This window comes from Rathayibacter tanaceti, from assembly GCF_001634385.1.
Classification (GTDB): Bacteria; Actinomycetota; Actinomycetes; order Actinomycetales; family Microbacteriaceae; genus Rathayibacter; species Rathayibacter tanaceti.
The window spans coordinates 1-669 of sequence record NZ_LIIN01000298.1 but is presented as its reverse complement, the minus strand read 5'-3'; the positions used below and the strand labels follow the sequence as shown (position 1 = coordinate 669).

Below are 669 nucleotides of genomic sequence, written 5' to 3'. Positions count from 1 at the left end.
CCGCGAGGAGGGCGGGACGGGACGACCGCGGCCAGCACGACGGCGGCTCCAGCAGCACCCAGAGCGACCAGCGCGGACGCCGAGCGTCCCGGCGTCCGCAGCGCACCGATCGCGTCGCGGACCGGCACGGCGAGGGCGAACGGGGCGACCCTCACCGCCCTGAGCCGCCGGCCCCGGCTGGGCAGAGCGCGATAGCCGCTGAGCGAGTCGGCGAGATCCCCCGGTCGCTCCGAGTCGAGCGGTCGAGGACCACTGGCGGGCCTGCGCGAGCAGCAGCGGACCGCGGGCGAGGTCGAGCATCCGCGGAGCAGCCGGGAGGAGGGCGACGGCGAGCGCGACGAGCGCGACGACGGCACCGACCGGCTCCCGCCCGGCGACGGCCGCGGCGACCAGACCCGCGGGGAGCACCGGAAGCACGGCAGGCACGAGCAGGCCGAGCACGGCGACGGCAGTGAGCACGGCGGCGAGCACCGCGGGCAGGCGCGCCGGGAGGCACTGCCCCGCCAGCCAGGCGAGGGCGAGCAGCACCGAGAAGGCGGCGCCTCCGATCGCAGCGGGCCCGACGGGTGCGGCCGCCGCGAGAGCAACGAGCGCAGAGGCGACCGTTCCAACGAGCGCGAGCGCGGTCGTCGACGGTGAGCGCCGAACGCCGGAGCAGCCCGCCAAGCG

Annotated in this window: 1 pseudogene; it reads right to left on the bottom strand. The window is 78.0% G+C overall.

What is annotated here, in order from left to right:
- Positions 1–669 (bottom strand): annotated as a pseudogene (locus tag ACH61_RS17735) (hypothetical protein); the annotation flags it as partial.